21 protein-coding genes are annotated in these 19,800 nt (G+C 34.3%); 11 read left to right on the forward strand and 10 right to left on the reverse strand.

Translation table 11 applies throughout. From position 1 onward, the window contains the following. Positions 1-50: 50 nt before the first annotated feature. From ACIQ0M_RS06555 to ACIQ0M_RS06565, 3 genes are all read right to left on the reverse strand, one after another. A complete protein-coding gene (locus tag ACIQ0M_RS06555; RefSeq protein WP_396150950.1) occupies positions 51-749 on the reverse strand; it encodes an IS1 family transposase in 699 nt (232 codons plus the stop codon). A gap of 206 nt (positions 750-955) precedes the next feature. Beyond that, entirely contained in the window at positions 956-1,435 is a 480-nt protein-coding gene (rnhA, locus tag ACIQ0M_RS06560) for a ribonuclease HI (RefSeq protein WP_396150952.1), read from the reverse strand. Between the two features lie 26 nt (positions 1,436-1,461). After that, positions 1,462-2,031 (reverse strand): phosphoribosylglycinamide formyltransferase, encoded by a 570-nt coding sequence (locus ACIQ0M_RS06565; RefSeq protein WP_396150954.1) that lies wholly within the window; start codon positions 2,029-2,031, stop codon positions 1,462-1,464. 175 nt (positions 2,032-2,206) lie between these two features. Between ACIQ0M_RS06565 and ACIQ0M_RS06570 the strand changes: the two genes are divergently transcribed. The 5 genes from ACIQ0M_RS06570 (at position 2,207) to pyk (ending at position 6,659) form a co-directional block, all read left to right on the forward strand. Next, on the forward strand, positions 2,207-2,443 hold the full coding sequence (locus tag ACIQ0M_RS06570) for an acyl carrier protein (protein ID WP_007137004.1): 237 nt from the start codon (positions 2,207-2,209) through the stop codon (positions 2,441-2,443). A gap of 174 nt (positions 2,444-2,617) precedes the next feature. Beyond that, the gene (gene fabF / locus ACIQ0M_RS06575; RefSeq protein WP_396150956.1) at positions 2,618-3,871 is read left to right on the forward strand and encodes a beta-ketoacyl-ACP synthase II; all 1,254 of its coding nucleotides are present in this window, start codon (positions 2,618-2,620) and stop codon (positions 3,869-3,871) included. A 6-nt stretch (positions 3,872-3,877) separates the two neighbouring features. Further along, entirely contained in the window at positions 3,878-4,624 is a 747-nt protein-coding gene (rnc, locus tag ACIQ0M_RS06580; RefSeq protein WP_396150958.1) for a ribonuclease III, read from the forward strand. A gap of 110 nt (positions 4,625-4,734) precedes the next feature. Continuing rightward, positions 4,735-5,220, forward strand: coding sequence for an IPExxxVDY family protein (locus ACIQ0M_RS06585; protein ID WP_396150960.1), 486 nt, complete (start codon positions 4,735-4,737; stop codon positions 5,218-5,220). An 8-nt stretch (positions 5,221-5,228) separates the two neighbouring features. Then, positions 5,229-6,659: a pyruvate kinase gene (gene pyk / locus ACIQ0M_RS06590; RefSeq protein WP_396150962.1), complete on the forward strand. Its 1,431-nt coding sequence runs from the start codon at positions 5,229-5,231 to the stop codon at positions 6,657-6,659. Positions 6,660-6,707: 48 nt separating this feature from the next. Here the strand turns inward: pyk and ACIQ0M_RS06595 are convergent, their stop codons facing one another. Next, positions 6,708-7,223: a PAS domain-containing protein gene (locus tag ACIQ0M_RS06595; RefSeq protein WP_396150964.1), complete on the reverse strand. Its 516-nt coding sequence runs from the start codon at positions 7,221-7,223 to the stop codon at positions 6,708-6,710. Positions 7,224-7,364: 141 nt separating this feature from the next. Between ACIQ0M_RS06595 and ACIQ0M_RS06600 the strand changes: the two genes are divergently transcribed. Further along, a complete protein-coding gene (locus ACIQ0M_RS06600; RefSeq protein WP_396150966.1) occupies positions 7,365-8,258 on the forward strand; it encodes a T9SS type A sorting domain-containing protein in 894 nt (297 codons plus the stop codon). Here ACIQ0M_RS06600 and hemE read toward each other — a convergent pair. Genes hemE through hemA form a run of 6 tightly spaced genes read right to left on the reverse strand, consistent with a single transcriptional unit; the run spans position 8,255 to position 14,620 of the window. After that, entirely contained in the window at positions 8,255-9,280 is a 1,026-nt protein-coding gene (gene hemE / locus ACIQ0M_RS06605) for a uroporphyrinogen decarboxylase (protein WP_396150968.1), read from the reverse strand. The two genes, ACIQ0M_RS06600 and hemE, sit on opposite strands and share 4 nt — an antisense overlap. An 11-nt stretch (positions 9,281-9,291) precedes the next feature. After that, positions 9,292-9,987: a uroporphyrinogen-III synthase gene (locus ACIQ0M_RS06610; protein ID WP_396150970.1), complete on the reverse strand. Its 696-nt coding sequence runs from the start codon at positions 9,985-9,987 to the stop codon at positions 9,292-9,294. Positions 9,988-9,989: 2 nt separating this feature from the next. Next, entirely contained in the window at positions 9,990-10,679 is a 690-nt protein-coding gene (locus ACIQ0M_RS06615) for a potassium channel family protein (RefSeq protein ID WP_396150972.1), read from the reverse strand. An 11-nt stretch (positions 10,680-10,690) separates the two neighbouring features. Beyond that, positions 10,691-12,433 (reverse strand): TrkH family potassium uptake protein, encoded by a 1,743-nt coding sequence (locus ACIQ0M_RS06620; protein WP_396150974.1) that lies wholly within the window; start codon positions 12,431-12,433, stop codon positions 10,691-10,693. A 10-nt stretch (positions 12,434-12,443) separates the two neighbouring features. After that, entirely contained in the window at positions 12,444-13,367 is a 924-nt protein-coding gene (gene hemC, locus ACIQ0M_RS06625) for a hydroxymethylbilane synthase (RefSeq protein WP_396150976.1), read from the reverse strand. Then, on the reverse strand, positions 13,364-14,620 hold the full coding sequence (hemA, locus tag ACIQ0M_RS06630) for a glutamyl-tRNA reductase (RefSeq protein WP_396150978.1): 1,257 nt from the start codon (positions 14,618-14,620) through the stop codon (positions 13,364-13,366). The genes hemC and hemA overlap by 4 nt, the downstream gene beginning before the upstream one ends. 229 nt (positions 14,621-14,849) lie before the next feature. Here hemA and ACIQ0M_RS06635 point away from each other — a divergent pair, with 229 nt between their 5' ends. The 5 genes from ACIQ0M_RS06635 to ACIQ0M_RS06655 form a co-directional block, all read left to right on the forward strand. Next, positions 14,850-15,716: a helix-turn-helix domain-containing protein gene (locus tag ACIQ0M_RS06635; protein ID WP_396150980.1), complete on the forward strand. Its 867-nt coding sequence runs from the start codon at positions 14,850-14,852 to the stop codon at positions 15,714-15,716. A gap of 22 nt (positions 15,717-15,738) precedes the next feature. After that, complete coding sequence (hemH, locus tag ACIQ0M_RS06640; protein WP_396150982.1) at positions 15,739-16,776, forward strand: ferrochelatase; 1,038 nt, start codon at positions 15,739-15,741, stop codon at positions 16,774-16,776. Next, positions 16,776-18,131: an MATE family efflux transporter gene (locus ACIQ0M_RS06645; protein ID WP_396150984.1), complete on the forward strand. Its 1,356-nt coding sequence runs from the start codon at positions 16,776-16,778 to the stop codon at positions 18,129-18,131. Before hemH ends, ACIQ0M_RS06645 begins: the two co-directional genes overlap by 1 nt. Next, positions 18,118-18,660, forward strand: coding sequence for a CopD family protein (locus tag ACIQ0M_RS06650; RefSeq protein ID WP_396150986.1), 543 nt, complete (start codon positions 18,118-18,120; stop codon positions 18,658-18,660). The genes ACIQ0M_RS06645 and ACIQ0M_RS06650 overlap by 14 nt, the downstream gene beginning before the upstream one ends. 53 nt (positions 18,661-18,713) lie before the next feature. Further along, the coding region (locus tag ACIQ0M_RS06655; RefSeq protein WP_396150988.1) for a histidine kinase dimerization/phospho-acceptor domain-containing protein at positions 18,714-19,800 on the forward strand (1,087 nt) is incomplete at its 3' end.

Here is a 19,800-nt window from a genome sequence, read left to right on the forward strand (position 1 = left end):
GTTTTTGTTTAAAAGTTTAAATGGGTAGAAGTGTAAAAGTTTGGGTGAAATTATCCCCAAAAATAAATTTTTAAAACACACAATAGCACTGAATAGCTTTTAGAATAACAAATAGTTTTACGGTTTAATCTTTTCAGGCTATTGCGTAAAGTGAGATTGTTTCTTTCGATTTGATTTGTTCCAAACCTTGTGGCACAATGAATGGTTTTATCTATGAGTGATTTATAATGTCTTAAACCATCAGTGTATATTCGTTTGGCTTTAGAAAGTAATAATGTATTGACAACAATACCAAGTGTTCTTAATGTTCGTTTTCCAACTGCAATACTGACAACATTTTTTGTTTTTCTTTGGAAAGCATACACAATCCATATAGGGCGAGACTTCCTACTTATGAAACTTCGCATTTCATCTACTTCATAAATTTGACCTGAGGCGATTGCAGGTGTTTTAATTGATTTTGCAATTAAAATAATTCGCTTTAAAACCGTAGTAGTTGAAATGTTTAGAATTCTAGATGTGCTTCTAATTCCGACACCCTCTTTTGTTAGTTGTATAAGCGAGGAATTTATGTTCTTGCAATAAGCCTTGTTAGTGTAAAAATCAATACTTCTCGTGTTGCAACTTTTGCAATAATATTGTTGCTTTCGATTTTTTGTAAAGCCGTTTTTAATAATCTCTTTCGATTTACAATTAGGACAAATTCCGGTATCACTAATTTTGATACACGTGGTGTCAATTTTCTTCATTACATTCGATTTAAGGCATTTTCAAATCTAAAAAAGGTAAGCGGTTAGGCTTACCTTCTAGGTTTAAATTTCATTTAAGAATTGATTTACAAATGGTTAAGTTCAACTTTTTTGTTCATCACTAACTTTGGAACATTACCGATGGTTTTAGATGTTTAAACGATTAGAATAAGCAACCAAATTTTAAGGATTAAGAATGTTATTTTTCAAAATAATTTACCTTCTTCCTTTTCATAAAACGCATCAATAGATAAATTGGGCAAACCGGATGCATACACCGCCAATTCATCACAACGTTCGTTTTGCGGATGACTGTTATGTCCTTTTACCCATTTGAAATCGACTTTGTGTTTGCGGTAAATTTTTAGAAAACGCAACCATAAATCCGGGTTTTTCTTTCCGGCAAAACCTTTCTTTTCCCATTGAAAAACCCATCTTTTTTCAACGGCGTCTACCACATATTTGGAATCGGAAGTCACTAAAACAGTCGTATTAGGGTTTTTTAATTTTTCTAAACCCACAATCACAGCCAATAATTCCATTCGGTTGTTAGTGGTGTAACGAAACCCTTCATAAAATTCTTTTTTATAGGTAGAACCCACTAATTCGATGACAACGCCATAACCACCGGGCCCCGGATTTCCTTTGGCTGCTCCGTCTGTGTAGATGTGGATTTGGTGAGACATAATAATGTGGGTTTGAAAGTTGCGGGTTACGGGTTGAGGGTTAAAAGCTGGTCGATAATTTCTGGGAAATACTTTTGTTCCAATTGATGCACTTTCTTAGAAACTTCTTCAATGGAAGAGCAATCGGAGATGGAAACAGATTTTTGAAAGATAATTCCTCCTTCGTCATACTGCTCATTGACAAAATGAATTGTGATTCCGGTTTCGCTTTCTTGATTTTCTAAAACGGCTTGATGCACATGATTGCCATACATCCCTTTTCCTCCATATTTGGGTAGTAATGCCGGATGAATATTTATAATTTTGTTGGGAAATTCTTGGATGATATGTTCAGGAAATTTAAGTAAAAAACCGGCTAACACAATCAAATCGGGTTTAATAGCTACTAATTTAGAAAGTACTATCTCGCCGGAAAGCTCTTCTTTATTGAATGTAACTACTTGTACACCTACTATTTTTGCTTTCTCAACAACTTTGGCATTAGAATTGTTTGAAAAAACAGCGACTACCGATTTTGAGTTGTTATTTTTGAAATAGTGAATGATATTTTCAGCATTGGAACCCGTTCCTGAGGCAAAAATCACGATGTTCTTCATGTTTCCTGTAATTTTTATTACGCAAAAAAACAAAAAAGAAACGAGAATTTATAGGGTTTGAGCTTCTATTGTCAAATTAATTTTTTAAATTCGTAGTCAGATTTATTAACTAAAATGTTGTATTAAAATAAAGTTTTTTATTTTTGCCAACAATTAAACTAAAATTTAAAAGATTATGTCAGACATTGCATCAAGAGTAAAAGCGATTATCGTAGACAAATTAGGCGTTGACGAAAACGAAGTTGTAACAGAAGCAAGCTTCACAAACGATTTAGGAGCTGATTCATTAGACACTGTTGAGCTAATTATGGAGTTCGAGAAAGAATTTGATATTCAAATTCCAGACGACCAAGCTGAAAACATTGCTACTGTAGGTCAAGCTATTTCTTACATCGAAGAAGCTAAAAAATAATAACTACAAACATCCCGTTCTGTTTAATCCGAGCGGGTGTTATTATTTTATTAAATTTAAATTATTGATTGTCATTCAATCACACACACACACAAAAAAACACCCCTGATTTTTAAAATTCAATAAATTTCAGGGTTTTTTTGTTTATATTCGTACCAATAAATTTTTAACAAAATGGAGTTAAAACGAGTAGTTGTTACCGGATTAGGTGCTTTGACGCCCATAGGAAATAATATTCAGGAATACTGGAATGGTCTCATTAACGGTGTAAGTGGAGCCGCACCTATAACCTATTATGACACAGAAAAACACAAAACAAAGTTTGCCTGTGAAGTGAAAAATTTCAATGTGGAAGAATTTATTGACCGCAAAGAAGCCCGAAGAATGGATAAATTTGCTCAATATGCCATTGTTGCCAGTGACGAAGCTATCTTAGATGCAGGAATTACTGAAGACAACGTTGATAAACACAGAGTCGGTGTCATTTGGGGAGCAGGAATTGGCGGATTAGAAACTTTTCAAGAAGAAGTTTTGTATTATGCTAAAGGAGACGGAACACCAAAATTTAATCCGTTTTTTATCCCTAAGATGATTGCAGATATTGCTCCTGCTCATATTTCGATGAAAAATGGATTTATGGGGCCAAATTATACGACCGTTTCTGCTTGTGCTTCTTCTGCAAATGCGTTGATTGATGCCTTTAACTATATTCGATTAGGATTGTGTGATGTAATTATTTCAGGCGGTTCTGAAGCAGCAGTTACTATAGCCGGAATGGGCGGATTTAACTCGATGCACGCTTTATCAACCCGAAATGATAGTCCTGAAACAGCCTCAAGACCTTTTGACGCAACCCGCGACGGATTTGTGTTGGGTGAAGGTGCCGGTGCATTAGTTTTAGAAGAATATGAGCATGCCATAGCTCGTGGAGCAAAAATTTATTGTGAAATTGGCGGTGGTGGAATGTCATCGGATGCGTATCATTTAACAGCCCCACATCCGGAAGGAATTGGCGTGATTGCCGTTATGAAAAACTGTTTACGTGATGCAAAAATGAATCCGGAAGACATCGATCACATCAACACACATGGAACCTCAACACCGCTAGGTGATGTAGCTGAATTAAAAGCAATTAGTGCTGTTTTTGGCGATCATGCAAAAAACATCAATATCAATTCTACCAAATCGATGACCGGGCATTTGCTGGGTGCAGCGGGAGGAATTGAGGCAATTGCTTCCATCTTAGCTATCAAACATGGTATAATTCCACCAACCATCAACCATACGGTGGTGGATGAAAACATTAACCCGGAGTTAAACCTGACTTTAAATAAAGCTCAAAAGAGAGACATCAAAGTTGCGATGAGTAATACCTTTGGTTTTGGTGGCCACAACGCTTGTGTTTTATTTAAAAAATTGGAAGACTAATTTTCAATGAACGTTTTTAAAAAAATATTTACCAAAAACTCCCGTCCTCTCGAAGGCGGGATTTTTTTTGAAACTATTCATAAAATTCTGGGGTTCAAGCCCGATAATATAGAATTTTATCAAAAAGCTTTTACACATCGGTCTTCAAACAAATTAGACATTAAAGGAAATCCCATAAATTATGAACGAATGGAGTTTTTGGGAGATGCTATGTTAAGTGCTGTGATAGCCGGACATTTGTTTAAAGAAGTCCCAACCGGAGACGAAGGGTACCTCACTAAAATGCGTTCTAAAATTGTGAGTCGTGAACATTTGAATGAACTTGGAAGAGATTTAAACCTAATCCAATTAGTAGACAGCAAAGTACCTTCTCAACATTTTGGAGAAAACATTCACGGCAATATTTTTGAAGCCTTAGTGGGAGCCATTTTTTTAGATAAAGGTTATACTTATTGCGAAAAATTTATCAACAAACGAGTTATTGTTCCTTATGTAGACATTGCTAAACTGGAAGGAAAAGTCATCAGCTACAAAAGTTTGGTCATCGAATGGTGTCAAAAGGAGAAAAAACCTTTTCATTATGACGTTTTTGACGACAATGGCAATGATGGTCAACGCTATTTTGGTGTTAAATTAAGTATTGATAACAAAATAATTGCCAAAGCAAGAGCAACTTCCAAAAAGAAGGCGGAAGAAATTGCATCCAAGCGTGCTTTTTTCGCTTTCCAAGAAAAAATGGACAAAAAATTGTAGAAATCTCAAAAACTACATCGTTTTCGTTCATAAATTATCGTTAAGTTAAGAAACCTGTCTGTTTTTGTAGGCTAAAAACACTATATTTACATCTTGTTTGAATGTTAAATATGGCTATTCATAAATTATTCATTGACGACTTCGAAGAAGCTGACTATCAGCTAATCGCCATTCATACTACCTTGGAAAATTATCGAGTTGCCTACTTTATAAACCAAAACCTGCCCATTTTACTACACCGTAATAAAAAAGATATTTTAATCGGTTCGGAAAAACAAAAAACAGGATTCTCAAACTTCATATTTGAAGACAATAAAAAAGAAATTTTTTGGACGTTAATTGAAAACAAAAAAGAAGTTTCTCTCCCACAAAAAAGCAAAACCATCAATCTTTTTAAAGAGGAACAAGAATTTAGCAATAGAGTATATTTTTTACCTGAATTTAAAAATGTAGATTTTTTTCTGAAAATTGAAGGTGATGAAGACCAAATTATTCTTAACAACATATTACTAAAACTAAATACCATCGACCTAATAACAACAGTATATGCTGTAGACAAAAGTCGAATAAAATCTAAAAACAATTTAATTTTTTAAAAAACAACATGCCAATCAACAAAAAAACCAAAATTGTTGCCACATTAGGGCCCGCTTGCAGTACTAAAGAAGTTATTAAAAACATGGTGGATGCCGGAGTAAATGTATTCCGAATCAATTTTTCTCATGCCGATTATGACGATGTAAAAGAACGCATCAACATCATTCGGGGTTTAAATGAAGAGTTTGGTTACACCACTGCTATTTTAGCCGATTTACAAGGCCCAAAACTACGTGTTGGTGTTATGAAAGAAGATGTTGTAGTGAGTAAAGGAGATATTATCACCTTTCAAACCGCAGAAGATGTCCCGGGAACTGCCGAACGTGTTTATATGAATTATAAAGAATTTCCAAGTGATGTAAATCCGGGTGAAAAAATTCTTTTAGATGATGGAAAATTAATGTTTGAAGCATTGGAAACCAATGGAACTACCGAAGTAGTTTGTAAAGTTATTCAAGGTGGTCCATTGAAATCAAAAAAAGGAGTAAACCTTCCTAACACCAAGGTTTCATTACCTGCTTTGACCAAAAAAGACATTAAAGACGCCCTTTTTGCCATTGAAAATGAAGTAGATTGGATTGCACTTTCTTTTGTAAGAACGCCAAAAGATTTAGAAGAATTACAGGATTTAATTGCTAAACACTCTTCTTATAAAATACCGATTATTGCAAAAATTGAAAAACCGGAAGCGGTGGAAAACATCGATAAAATCGTAGCTTTTTGTGATGGTTTAATGGTTGCTCGTGGAGATTTAGGTGTTGAAGTTCCGGCAGAGGAAGTTCCTTTGATACAGAAAAAATTGATCCACCGTGCTAAAACGGCTCGAATTCCGGTTATTGTGGCCACACAAATGATGGAAACAATGATTACCAGTTTAACACCAACCAGAGCGGAAGTGAACGACGTAGCCAACTCGGTGATGGATGGTGCAGATGCCGTAATGCTTTCCGGAGAAACTTCCGTAGGAAACTATCCTGTTGAAGTGATTGAAACGATGTCTAAAATCATTCGTTCGGTTGAAGATAGTCCGCTTATACAAGTTCCGCACAATCCGCCTCATGTTCGCACGAAACGATTCATAACCAAGTCCATTTGTTATCATGCTGCAATTATGGCTAATGAAATTAAAGCAAAGGCTATTTCTACTTTAACAAATAGTGGATATACGGCTTTCCAGATTTCTGCTTGGCGACCAAGTGCTCATATTTTGGTTTTCACATCCAACAAAAGAATACTAACTCAACTGAATTTATTGTGGGGTGTTCGTTCCTTTTATTATGATAAATTTGCCAGCACAGATGATACAGTGGAAGATGTAAACAAATTAGCTAAAGAAAAAGGATTTGTAGAAAAAGGTGATATGGTTATCAATTTAGCTGCGATGCCAATTGCTGAAAAAGGTATGGTTAATACATTGAGAGTTTCAGATATTTCATAAAACACTCATAGAAATTAATAAAAAAGGAGCTGAAATTAGCTCCTTTTTTTATGCTGCTTTTTCAAATGCGATAAAATTTGTCAGTTCACCTGATGTATTAAAAATCGGAAACCCTTTAATATGACATTGGTATAAAGAACCATTTTTACAATAATTTGTAACTACTTTTTCAAAAGGAAGTTTATTTCGAACCGCATAACCAATTTCTTTTGAAGTTACAACACAAGTGGCGGGACCTTGAAACATTTTTGGCGTTTTTCCTAGAACTTCTTCGGGTCGGTAACCGTTCATTCTTTCCATATTTTTAGTGGAAAAAACAATTTTTAAACTAGGACAAGTCACTACAACTACGGTATCAACATCAATTGCTTTATTTAAATCAATCTCCGTTTTCCAATTGTTAAATGTCGCCAAAAGTTCCAATTGGTTTTGATCGGCGATTATTTTATTTAGTTGACTTAAGAAATCTCCATAAAAATCCCAAGTGGTGAGAGGCATTTTTTTAGTTTCCAAATTTGATTCATAGATGGAAAAACCTTTGTCATATTCTTTAAACTCTAACATTGTAATTCTATTTTGAGCCAAAATTAGATTTTAATTTCAAACCACAATCAAATTGTATAAGGTTTAACGATTGTTGAAGTTTGAAAAATCAAAGTAAACAGAATGAATTGACCACCAAAAATTCATATATTTGATTCACATATGCTGAAAAAAATTTTCTATATCGGTTTATTTTTAAATTGTTTTACCCTATTAGGGCAAACATATATTCCTCTGCTCGATACACAAAACGAATGGCATTTTACGACTTGTTACGAAGGCTGTATTACCGATATCTATTATACGAATGGTGATACATTAGTAAACAATAAAAGCCACAAAATTCTTGATGGTTACCATTATATTTCGAGAACATTTTTATTGTATGAAGATATAGCAGAAAAAAAGGTTTCTCTGACAAGAATTAGTCCTAACCGAATTGATGAATATTTACTTTACGATTTTGGATTAGAAGAAGGAGATACGTTTGAGATGAAAAACCCTATTACCCCTTTTCCTGAAGAAGGCGGTTTGTTTGTTTTAGATTCTATTCGAAATGTTGAAATTTGGTCGGTAACCACGCGAAAACACTTTTATTTTTCTCCTCACGAAACTAATCAAATCAGTACTCAAAATGCAATTTGGGTAGAAGGTGTTGGATCTTTGTCAATAATCAATGCTCCAGGTGGACATCCGGATATAAATAACGTAGGATTATTGAATTGTTTTTTTAAAAATGGTGAACTCTTCTACTCCAATTTAACTCCTGAAGTAACGGTTTGTGAACCAACTATTCTATCATTATCAGAAGATAAAGAATTAGAAATAATTGTTTATTATCCGGAAAATGACAAGTCTGTTTGTTATTTAAAAAACACAGAAAATGTAACTAAAATTGATCTTCTTGACCTTAAAGGAAGGAAATTAGTTAGTTATCAAAATTCGAATCAAAACGAAATTCAGTTTGATTTAAGTTCTTTTTCTAATGGGATTTATAGTCTAAAGCTATATAGTTATGAAGGAGAAAAACAAATAAAAATAATGGTAAGTCATTAACTTTTATATTCCTTCACCGCTTCCACAAAAGCCTTTGCGTGATCTACAGGAATATTTGGTAAAATTCCGTGACCAAGATTTACGATATAACTATCTTTCCCAAATTCATCAATCATTTGATGTACCATTTTCTTGATGGTTGGAATGGGCGATAATAAACGTGATGGATCAAAATTCCCTTGCAACGTGATTTTTCCACCTGATAAATAACGAGCATTTCTTGCAGAACAAGTCCAATCTACACCTAAAGCCGAAGCTTTTGATTTAGCCATGTCGTTTAGAGCAAACCAGCATCCTTTTCCAAAAACAATAACTTTGGTATGTGGAGCTAAAGCTTCCACTATTTGATTGATGTATTGCCATGAGAATTCCTGATAATCAACAGGTGATAACATTCCGCCCCATGAATCGAAAATTTGAATGGCATTACAACCCGCTTTTACTTTTTCTTTTAAATACAAAATAGTCGTGTCTGTAATTTTTTGTAATAAGGTGTGAGCAGCCATTGGATTTGAAAAACAAAACCCTTTGGCTGTATCAAAACTTTTGGATCCTTTTCCTTCCACGGCATAACAAAAAATCGTCCAAGGTGATCCGGCAAAACCAATCAACGGCACCTCATCATTCAACATTTCTTTGGTTAATTTGATGGCATCAAAAACATAACCTAAGGTTTCATTCACATCCGGAACATAAACCTGGTTCACTTGTTCCATGGTTCGAATTGGGTTAGGAATAATTGGTCCTAAATTGTCTTTTAATTCCACGTGAATTCCCATTGCTCTTGGCACAACCAAAATATCGGAAAATAAAATGGCCGCATCGGGTTGAACAATTCGGATGGGTTGAACAGTAATTTCTGCTGCTAGTTCCGGTGTTTCGCAACGCGTGAAAAAATCGTATTTGTCGCGTAAAGCTCTGAATTCAGGCAAATATCTTCCGGCTTGACGCATCATCCAAACGGGTGGACGCTCAACAGTTTCATTATTTAAGGCTCTTAGGAAAAGGTCGTTTTTTAACATAATTGAATGCTTTAAACTGACAAAATTTTGTCAGAGATAGGATTTTTAAAATAATTTATACATTGTATGATTACGTTTTCAACGGTTGGTTGGTTTGCAATCACTATGTTTTTTATGTCTTTTTTAATTTCTGCAGCGGTTGTCGTCCCGATACAGAAACAAACTTCGCTTGAAATGTTGTTTTCTTTTAAATAACTCTGTACCGCTGACGGACTGAAAAACAAGATTCCATCCGGTTTATAACCAATCTTATGAGGTGTTAAGACTGTTGTATAAACTTCTATTTCTTGAAAAATGATATTGTGTTTTTGAAAAGTAGTTGGAATGGTATCTTTTCTTAAATTTCCCGAGAAGAAAGTGAATTCTTTATCGAAATGATTTTCTACTAGAAAAACAACTAAATCTTCGGCATATTCAACTGCCTTTTCAACTTTAAATCCATTTTCTTCCAAAAGGTGCTTTGTTTTTATTCCTACACAAAAACAAAATTTATCTTTTAAAAAGGAATTATTTTCATTTTTCAAAACACTTAAAACCGCATTTTGACTGGTGAAAATTAAATAATCAAAAGATGAGTTCAATTGAAAAGGCTGAAATTCAATTTGAATAAAATCGGCTTCAATCAAACGAAAATCAGCATTGAGTAAAAACTGTTTTTGGTTAGGCTGAAGTTTTTTAGTAGATAGTATTCTGATTGCTTTTTCCAACGTTAATCTTGTCCTTCACAATAAACTGAAATATTTTTATTTTCACCAAAAACCACCAAAATATCATCTTCATAAATAACGGTTTCCGGTGTTGGAATACCGATGGTTTCTTTTACAATTGATTTTTTTCCGATTAAATTCGTTTTTTCTTTTTTACGGATAATCGTCACTAAATTAAGGTGGTATTTATCAATTGTATTTAATTCGTATAGCGTTTTTCCGTGAAATTCAGGTTTTGATTTAACCTCGGAAATAGTATAATTATTATCTAATTGATAATTTTCCAACGTCGTTTTAAAGTTGATTTGCTTGGTCAAACGATCAGCACTTTCTTGTTCCGGATGGATAATACTGTAAATTCCCATCGCTTCCAAAACCGTGTCGTGAATGGGTGATAATGCACGACTGATGATTTTTACATTAGATAATTTTTTGATGATGGCCGTGGTGATAATGGCTGCTCCTTCGTTTTCTCCAATTGCTACAACAATTTTATCCGCATCCTTTAATGGCAAAGCTTCGTAGGCTAATTCATTGGTAGAGTCCATACAAATGGCGTGTGAAATTTTGTCTTTAATTAAGTTGACTTTGTCCATTTGTTTGTCCACACCAATTACTTCATTACCTGTTTCTGTGAGGCTTAAGGCCAATGACATTCCAAAATTTCCTAATCCAAAAATGATGATTTTCATTCTCTTAGATTTTAGTTAATTAAAATATTTTCTTTGGGGTATTCGTAAAACTGATGATTGATTTGACGAAGCAATCCAATCATTAAGTTAAGCATCCCGATTCTTCCGATAAACATCGTCACAATAAGCACATATTTACTGGGCTCAGTTAAAGTTGGCGTAAAATTCAATGATAATCCTACCGTACTGTAAGCCGAAAAACATTCAAAAACAACTGAAAGTAAGTCAGTTCCTTTGGGCTCAAAAACCAACAATGCTAAAATAGCAAAACCAATCACTATCAACGAGATACATAATATAGCAAAAGCTCTGGAAGTTGACTCGCTAGAAATTCTTCTTCCCAACAGTTGTATTCTGGATTTTCCTCTGGCAATGGCAAAAATGTTTAAAGTTGCCAGAGCAAAGGTACTTGTCTTTATTCCTCCTCCGGTTGATGCCGGTGAAGCTCCAATCCACATTAAAAAGATGATAAATAGTAAGGTTGGAACCGAAAATTCAGTAAAATCGATGGTGTTAAAACCTGCTGTTCTTGGTGTTACGGCATTAAAAGCTGTCGCGGTTATTTTTCCAAACCATGTTTGGTGATAGTTCATGGTATTGTTGTATTCTGAAATCCATAAAAAAACAAAACCACCAACCAAAAGTGCTCCCGTCGTATAGAGTACTATTTTGGAATTTAACGTCATAATACTCACCTGTTTATGAATTCTATTTCGATCAAAAAACTCTAAAACATAGATTTTTATATATTGATAAAAATTAAAAATAATGTTGTAGCCCAATCCACCAAATACAACCATTACGATTACAACCCATTGCATGTAATAATTAAATTGAATGTAACTTTCACTCAGTCCCGCCGTTAAGGTTGAAAAACCTGCGTTGCAAAAAGCGGAAATAGCATGAAAAACGGAGAAGAAAATTTTGTCTTTGATTTCCGGGTTATCTAAAATAGAGGAATAAATAAACAAAGCCCCTATTAACTCAACACCAAGAGTGAAAACAACAACATTCAAAGCCGTTTTTAAAACATCCTTTAAAGTATCTTGAGCGATAAAGTCTCTAACGTTTAATCCTTCTTTAAACGAAGAACTTCCTCGAAAGAAAAAGGCAAAAAACGAAGTAAATGTCAAGATTCCCAATCCACCAATTTGAATTAAACTAATTATAATGGTTTGACCAACGGTTGTGAAAACTGTTGCCGTATCCACTACAATTAAACCGGTTACACAAACTGCACTAGTGGATGTAAAAAGTGCATCGGTAAACGAAATTCCGCTTGTTGTGGCATTTGGTAGCATTAGTAAAAATGATCCCAAAATAATGATGGCAAAAAAACTTCCCACAAATACTATGGCAGGATTATAGTAAACTTCATAGACAAATCGTACCAAAATCATTAACCGAATGATAAAATAAAATATCAAGCCCGCTTCTAAAATGGGACGAATTTTTCGAAGAACATCCAAGTAGTGCAAATCAATATTTACAATTGAAATCACCAAAGAAATTAACAATAACGCTCCAATTATTATAGAATTAACTAAAGCAACTTTCTTCCTTCCTTTTGATTTATAGTAAAAATATTTAAAAATATTAAATGCTAATAAGGCAATAGTAATAAGAACCAAGCCTATGAATTTGGGGGTATGGTATTCTACATGAATGCTATATCCAAAATCAAAAACGATGTATGTCAATACAATGAGATCAAAAAACCGATAGATTATCTTGAATATAGAATCTTTTTCCATAAAGCGATAGTTAGTGCTTTTGGTTTAATGCGGTTTTTATGATTCGCATTAATTCAGAACCACCATTTTCTAAAATTTCAGTAGCACAAAGTTCGCCAAATTTTTGAAATAAAGAGCTATTTATAGTTTTTTCTATTACTAACTTTTCTTTTCCATCTAAAGAAAAAAGCACTCCTTTTAAAGTAAGTTGATTTTTATCAATCGTAGCAAGTGCTCCAATAGGTGCCGTACAACCACCTTCTAATGTTTTGAGAAATTGTCTTTCAACAAAAGTACAGATTTCGGATTCATTATGATTTAAGTGAGCTAAAGCTTCTTGCGAAAAAGTATCATTTTCCATCGCAACCACCACCATTGCACCTTGTGCCGGTGCCGGAATCATCCAATCCAGGTTGATGAATGTTTCGGGCTTTAAATTGATTCGTTCTAAACCGGCGGCGGCAAAAACGGCTCCATTCCAATTGTTATCTTTCAATTTTTGCATTCGGGTGTTTACATTTCCACGTAAATCTTCTACTTGATGAGATGGATATTTATTCAACCACTGTGCTTTTCGTCGTAAACTTCCTGATGCAATTGTTCCTGAATTTTCTAAAAAAGACAAATCGCCTTTATGAACTAAAATATCTAATGTTGAAGCTCGTTCCAAAACCGCCGCTTGCACAATTCCTTTTGGTAGAGCAGTTGGCACATCTTTCATGGAATGAACGGCAATATCAACTTCGCCTTTAAGCATAGCAATATCAAGTGTTTTGGTGAAAATTCCGGTAATTCCGAGTTCGTAAAGTGGTTTGTCTAGAATAATATCACCTATGGATTTTACTGAAATAATTTCGGTCTGATAACCCAAATCATTCAGTTTTTTTTCAACGGTATGAGCTTGCCAAAGTGCGAGTTCGCTGTCTCGAGTTCCAATTTTAATGGTTTTACTCATTTTACCGCCGTTTCAATTTGAAAAATTTTCTCAATCCATTCGATGCTTTCATCCACCATGGTGTTATCATCTTTCAAATGATTAGCAAAATGGGTTGTGATTTTTTGAATGATTCGGTTACTGATTATCTCGGCTTGTTCTTGATCAAAATTGGCTATTTTTTTTCGTTGAAAATCCAATTCACCTTCTTTAATAGAATTCAATTTCTCTTTCAATGCATGAATGGTTGGAGCAAACTTTCTGGCTTTCATCCACGAAATAAATTCGGATTTCACTTCATCAATTATTGCTTCAGCAGCCGGAATATGTAGTTTTCTTTTTTCTAACGTATCGTCTGTCAATTGCGATAGATAATCCATATGAACCAACGAAACGTTATCCAATGTTTTCACATTTTCGTTCACATTTTTTGGGATGGATAAATCTAAAATTAAAAGTGGTTTTTTTAGATTTAAAATGTCTTTGTCAATAGTAGGATTTTGAGCACCGGTAGCCACAATCAACACATCCGCTTTTTGGATTTCTAACTGTAATTCAGTATAATCTTTTACAATTAAATTAAACTTTCCTGCAATTTTTTCTGCTTTGTCTTTTGTTCTGTTGATTAAAACAATATGATCATTTTTGGTGTGTTTCACAAGATTTTCACAGGTATTTCGACCAATTTTTCCTGTTCCGAAAAGAAGAATGTTTTTTTGTGAAATTCCTTCTACGTTATTGATAATATATTGAACCGAAGCAAAAGCAACCGAAGTGGCTCCTGAACTTATTTCCGTTTCGTTTTTAATACGTTTACTGGCTTGAATTACGGCATTAATCAATCGTTCTAAAAAAGAATTAGCTAAACCGAACGATTTACTTTCAACAAAACTGTTTTTGATTTGAGAGATGATTTCAAAATCGCCTAAAATCTGACTGTCTAATCCGGTTCCTACTCGAAACATATGGGAGATAGCTTCTTGATTTTTATAAACAAAAGCCACTTTTTGAAATTCTTCTACTGTACCAACGCTGTTCTCGCACATCAATTTAATCAATTGAAATGGATGTTGTGCAAAACCATATATTTCTGTTCTGTTACACGTTGAGGTAACTATCAAACTGTCTATTCCTTCTAATTTTGCCTGACGCAAAACATTGGTTTTCGCTTTTTCGTCTAAGCTGAACTTTCCTCGTGTCTCTGCATCCGCTTTTTTGTAACTCAATCCAACGGCATAAAACGTTTGATGTTTCGACAAGTTTAAATTTTCCATAAATACACTCTTCCTAAAAAGTTGAACAAAATTATCATTATCTATTCTATAAAAGTATCGCTCAAAGTACTTTTTGTATCGCTTGAAGATATACGAATCCAAAATGTGGTTTTCATCGTAATTTCTTTTATATTTGTAGTGTTCTCAATGCTTTTGAATACATTTGTTTAGAATAATTCTAAATAAACAAAATTAAAGCTTTCCGAGTTATATACGAAAAAATGTCGCTATGGGTTCTCAAGAAGAAATAAAAATTGAAGATGACTTTATTTTAATCCGTTTTCAAAACGACTCCGACGAGGTAGTTCGCTTTGAAAGACAGGTATCTACGGGTTTAATTCAATTTCATTTTGGATTAAAAGGAAAAGCAAAATTTATCTTTAATCAAGGTAATTATGCGTTAGAAATGAAGGAAGAAAAATCGCTTTTGCTCTATAATCCACAAAAAGAATTGCCGGTTCATTTGGAAATTTCACCCCAATCGTGGATAATTTCCGTGTTGGTTTCAATAAAAAAATTCCACGCTTTGTTTTCCGCAGAAGCAGAATACATTCCGTTTTTGAGTGATGATAATCGGGAGAAAAAATATTATGCCGAAGAAAACATCAGTCCTTCAATGGCAATTGTGCTCAATCAGATTTTTCATTACAACCTCAATGCGTCTATAAAAAATCTCTATTACAAAGGAAAAGGTTATGAACTGTTAAGTTTGTACTTTAACCGCAACGAAGATCCGAATGCTGAACATTGTCCGTTTTTGGTTGATGAAGAAAATGTGTTAAAAATTAAAAAAGCAAAAGAAATTGTGATTGCCAACATGGCTGAACCACCGGGTTTACAAGATTTAGCCGATCAAGTAGGTTTGAATTTGAAGAAACTAAAAATGGGTTTCAAACAAATTTATGGCGATAGTGTGTACAGTTTTTTGTTTGATTATAAGATGGAATACGCCCGAAAATTGTTAGACAGCGGAACATACAATGTAAATGAAGTAGGTGTGCAAATTGGATACAGCACTGCTTCGCATTTTATTGCTGCGTTTAAAAAGAAATTCGGAACGACTCCGAAGAAATATTTAATGTCTCTCTCAAATTAAAAAAATAAATTGCAACATAAAAATGAAAAAAGGAGTATTATTAGTCAACTTAGGTTCGCCCGAAAGTCCGACCCCAAAAGATGTCAAGCCATATTTGGACGAATTTTTAATGGATAAATATGTGATTGACGTTCCGTTTTTACTGCGAGCGTTGATTGTTCGCGGAATAATTTTACAAACCAGACCAAAAAAATCAGCCGCAGCTTACGCCAAAATCTGGTGGGATGAAGGTTCGCCACTTATTGTGTTATCTAAACGAATGCACAAAAAAGTGCAAGCCAACACGAGTATTCCTGTTAGTTTAGCCATGCGTTATGGCAAACCAAGCATTGAATCCGGATTACAAGAATTACACGATCAAGGCGTGACCGAAGTGATGCTTTTTCCTTTGTATCCACAACACGCAATGGCTTCAACCGTGACAATTTTAGTTTTGGCAGAGGAAATTCGTAAAAAGAAATTCCCCAACATGAATTTCACAATTCTTCCGGCTTTTTACAACCAAAAAGATTACATCCGCGATTTATCCAATTCCATCAAAAAACATTTGGAAGGTTTTGAATACGATCACTTATTATTTTCGTACCACGGCATTCCGGAACGTCATATTCGCAAAACTGATATCACCAAAAGTCATTGTAAAATTGATGGTTCCTGCTGCAACACACCATCGCCGGCTCATGAATTTTGCTACCGTCATCAATGTTACGAAACCACCAAACAAGTAGTTGAATTTTTAGGTATTCCGGAAGGAAAATATAGCCAAACATTTCAATCGCGTTTAGCCGGCGACAAATGGTTAACACCATATACTGATGTTGAAATCAATAAAATGCCTGAAAAAGGAATTAAAAAATTAGCCGTTGTTACACCTGCTTTCGTTTCTGATTGTTTGGAAACACTAGAGGAAATAGCCATGGAAGCGAATCATGAATTTAAAGAACATGGAGGCGAAGAATTTTTAGCAATCCCTTGTTTAAACGACGACGACAACTGGTGCAAAACCTTAAGCCGATGGATTGACCAATGGGCTTTTGCTGAAACAGAAACCGCAAAATAATGGCACAATCATCAGGAGCATTAGGCACAGATGACATCAAACAATTGTTGATAAAACAAGCTGTTCCGGCCTCTATTGGTATTTTATTTATGTCGGTTAACATTTTAGTTGACACCATTTTTGTGGGTCAATGGATAGGGTCGTTAGCCATTGCTGCTGTTACCGTAGTTTTGCCAATTACCTTTTTAATTTCTTCGTTAGGAATGGCGATTGGTATTGGCGGAAGCTCCATTATTTCAAGAGCTTTAGGTGCAAAAGACAAAGAAAAAGCCTATCGGACTTTTGGAAATCAAATTATGATGACCTTAGTCTTAGCATTATTTTTTGTTGTAATTGGATTTTTGTTTTCCGATGAAATTCTGCTTCTTTTTGGGGCGAATGGCGATATTATGAAACCGGCCAAAGAATTTTTCATTCCTGTTTTAATCGGTGTTCCGTTTTTGGCTCTTTGTATGATGGGAAACAACGTGATTCGTGCCGAAGGAAAAGCCAAATTTGCGATGATGGCGATGATAATTCCGGCTTTTGGAAACATCATTTTAGATATAATTTTCATCAAGTTTTTAGATATGGGAATGTTCGGAGCGGCTTTGGCTACAACGATTTCCTATTTTATGTGTTTTGTTTTTATTCTTTGGTTCTTCGTTAAAAAAAGTGAATTAAAACCTTCGTTTCATCATTATAAATTTGATTTATCGATTGTAAAAGAGATTTCTTCGCTTGGATTGGTTACTTTTTCTCGTCAAGGTGTCGTGAGTATTTTAGCCATCATCATCAATCATACTTTATTTACGTATGGTGGTGAACATTCTGTGGTTGTATACGGAATTATCAGTCGAATGTTGATGTTTGCTTTGTTTCCCATTTTGGGAATTACGCACGGATTTCTTCCGATTGCCGGATACAATTATGGGGCAGAAAATTATAATCGTGTAAAGGAAACTATTTCTATTTCTATAAAATATGCGGCTATTTTGGCGACATTTATATTCATTTTAATTTTAGTTTTTGCAAAACCAATCGTTTCTGTTTTTACAAACGATGCAGATGTAATTGCCGAAACTCCCGATGCGTTGCGATGGGTTTTTGCTGCGTCACCGATTATTGCTTTGCAATTGATTGGAGCCGCTTATTTTCAAGCTGCCGGAAAGGCAATTCCTGCTTTGTTGCTCACGTTATCCAAACAAGGATTTTTTCTGATTCCGCTTGTACTTATTTTGCCAAATTATTTTGGTATTTTTGGAGTATGGGTCGCTTTTCCGATTGCAGATATTTTATCAACAATAATCACGGCCTACTTTTTGAGGAAGGAAATGACTACTAAACTGATTGAAAAACCGGATGGAATTTTATAACTACATCAAAGCGTTACACCTTATCTTTGTCATCACTTGGTTTGCCGGGTTGTTTTATATCGTTCGATTGTTTGTGTATCATGCCGAAGCCAAAGAAAAACCCGAACCGGAACAAAGCATTTTAATCAAACAATACCAATTGATGCAATACCGATTGTGGTACATTATCACTTGGCCGAGTGCAGTTTTAGCAAGCGTTTTTGCCTTTTGGTTATTACATTTAATTCCCACTTGGTTAGAACAAGATTGGATGATTATTAAATTAGGTTTTGTGGTTTTACTATATGCTTATCATATCAAATGTCATCTCATTTTCATAGAATTACAACAAAATGAAGTCAAAAACAGCTCCAATTTTTTCCGTTTATGGAATGAAGGAGCAACACTGATTTTGTTTGCAGTCGTTTTTTTAGTGATTTTAAAAAGTGCCATTAATTGGATTTATGGCGTAATTGGAATTTTTGTTTTTTCGATGATGATTATGATTGGATTTAAATTGTATAAACGAATCAGAGAACGAAACCAGTGAGTTTTTCAAAAAAAATAAGTAAGCTATCACTTCGGGTTAGAATTTTCATTTCGATGATTTTTCTAACAGTTATCTCGTCTATTTTGATTGCTTCAGTCTCTATTTTTCAATTTAGAAATGAAGCTAAAGAATATCATCAAGAACGATTAGAACGAAAAGAAACGGCGATTAAAGAAAATATAAACTATATTCTTAAAAATACGACTTATCCACTTACGACAGAAAACATTCCATTAATTTTTTCCGAAAGAGATAAAATTCATGAACTCTCAGATATTCATGCCTTGGAGATAAATTTTTATGATTTAAAAGGAAAATTAATAAAATCATCCAAATCCTCATTTGCTGTAGATGAAGAACCAAAGGCAATTCCAAATTATATTGTCCGATTGGTTCAATCAAGCATGGACAAAAGATATGTGGAAGTGAAAGAAATGAATGGCTTCAAAAATTTATCTTCTTACAGCGAAATCAAAGATTTGCAGTTTAAACCATTAGCCATTTTGAACCTGCCTTATATAGAGGATGATGGCTATTATGAGCGTGAATTGCGTAAATTCATGATTCGATTCGGTCAAGTGTATACTTTTATGTTAGTACTTTCGGTACTTTTAGCTTACTTTCTATCGAGTTTTATAACCAAATCCATCAAAACAATTTCTGATAAAATTACAGAAACACAACTGAACAAAAAAAATGAAAAAATTGAATTGGAAACCAGCAGCAGAGAAATAGGATTACTCGTTGAAGCTTATAATAACATGGTGGACGAGTTAGAGGAAAGTGCTGTTAAACTAGCTCAAAGCGAACGTGAGCAAGCCTGGCGAGAAATGGCAAAACAAGTGGCACATGAAGTGAAAAATCCGCTAACGCCGATGCGATTGACAGTACAAAGTTTTCAGCGAAAATTTGATGAAAACGATCCAAATATCAAACAAAAATTAGACGATTATACCAAAACCTTATTGCAACAAATTGATATCATGAGTTCGGTTGCTAATGCGTTTTCTAACTTTGCATCGATGCCCGCTCAGCAAAATGAACGCGTCAATGTGGTGGAAGTCGTTCAGCTAGGTTTGGAAATTTTTAATGAAAATTACATTCATTTTGAATGTTCTGAAAAGGAAATTTTTATGTTGA

The sequence above is a fragment of the Flavobacterium sp. genome, from assembly GCF_044339515.1.
In the GTDB taxonomy this organism is placed as follows: domain Bacteria; phylum Bacteroidota; class Bacteroidia; order Flavobacteriales; family Flavobacteriaceae; genus Flavobacterium.